A 1,522-nucleotide genomic window follows, 5' to 3' on the forward strand; every position below is an offset into this window, starting at 1 on the left:
AGATGTTTATAAGCGACAGTTACCTGGTGGGGTGGTGCCGGATGCGGGACGGGCCGCGGATGTTCCGACACGACCGGCGCGGCGCGGCACCGGCAGCCGGACAGACGCAAGCGGCTCGCGCATCGCGCGCGCGTCCTCGGTGCTCTGTTTCAGGAACGCGGAGGCGGGCGGGTGGAGCCGGAACATCCGCGGCCCGTCCCGCATCCGGCACCACCCCACCAGGTACTCCCCGTAGGGCGCGATGACCAGGCCGTGCGCCTCCACGTCCCGGAAACTGCGCGCCCCCGCCTGGTCGGTGTAGGCCAGCCGCACGATCCGGCGGGTGCGGACCGCCTCGTCGAGGGTGCCGCGCACCGGCCCCATCAGCGACCCCACCTCGCTCGGCGGCGCCGCCTCCGGCGGGCCGGTCAGCGCGTAGCCGCGGCCCTTGGCCGCCCGCACCGGCAGCCCGCCGTGCGCCAGCAGCTCCAGGTCGCGGCGGACGGTCCGCTCGCTGACCTGCAGCCGCGCCGCCAGGACGGACGGGTCCAGCGGCTCGGGCGAGGCCGCCCGCAGCTCGGCGACGAGCGCCAGCAGCCGGTCAACGCGATCCACGCCCCCATCGTGACCCCCGCCACCGACATTCCGCCGCGCCGCAGGGACCCAAATCCCTTACCGGCACGGCGCATCCACCAACCGGCGCGGCGCGCGGCCAGGATCCCGGGCGGCGCCGCGAGAGGTGCACGCCCCCCGCGCCGCACCCGACGCCCCGTTCACCCGGCGGGCGTCCCCGGACCTGTGTCAGCGGCCGGACAGCTCCGCCGCCAGGCCCTCGAAGTCCGCCGCCGTCAGCGACAGCGCGCTGCCGATCGCCTGCGTCGCCTCCGCGCTGCCCAGATGGCGTGTCGCGGCCCGGTCCAGGTAGGCCTCCACCAGGCGTGCGCCGGTCAGCCGCCCGCGCGGCCGCAGCGACCCCACCTCCCGGTTCACCACCGCCCACGCGTCGGTGCCGAGGCGCAGGCTGCGCTCCTCGGCCAGCAGCCGCACCAGCGCCGCCCGCGCCCGCGGGGCCGACAGGTCCGGCAGCCGCACCGCGCGCAGGTCCGCGGTCAGCTCCGGCGACGCCGCCGACAGCTCCCCGACCCGGTCCGGCTCGCAGGTGCCCAGCAGCGCGGTGTCGTTCACGCCCTCCAGCCGCGTCCGGTACAGGACGGAGGCGTAGGCGGCGCCGTCGGCCTCGTCCAGGATCAGCCCGTCCAGGCCGTCCAGCAGCAGCACATGGCCGGCGTTGTCGTCGAGTGCGGCGCGCAGCCCGTCGGGGCCCTGCTCGCGCAGGTCCTCGGCGTGCACGGAGCGGACCTCGCCGCTGGAGGCCTCCACCTCCGCGAGCGCCCGGGCCGCCATCCGGGCCAGCCGCCGCTGCCCGCTGGACGGCGCGCCGATCAGCAGCAGCGCCGGCGCCGACGCGCTCGACACCTCCTGCCCGCGCAGCCGCCGCGCCCACTTGCCGCGCCGCCGCACCTCGGTGACGACGCGCTCGATG

Annotated in this window: 2 protein-coding genes; both read right to left on the reverse strand. The window is 77.3% G+C overall.

Annotation, left to right across the window (positions count from 1 at the left end; translation table 11 throughout):
• Positions 1-6 precede the first annotated feature (6 nt).
• Entirely contained in the window at positions 7-594 is a 588-nt protein-coding gene (locus HUX53_RS02145) for a WYL domain-containing protein (protein WP_176401488.1), read from the reverse strand.
• 186 nt (positions 595-780) lie between these two features.
• Positions 781-1,522 (reverse strand): hypothetical protein (locus tag HUX53_RS02150; RefSeq protein ID WP_176401489.1); only part of this gene is annotated, 742 nt, incomplete at its 5' end.

Origin of the sequence: Actinomadura sp. BRA 177 (assembly GCF_013372625.1) — a bacterium.
GTDB lineage: Bacteria > Actinomycetota > Actinomycetes > Streptosporangiales > Streptosporangiaceae > Spirillospora.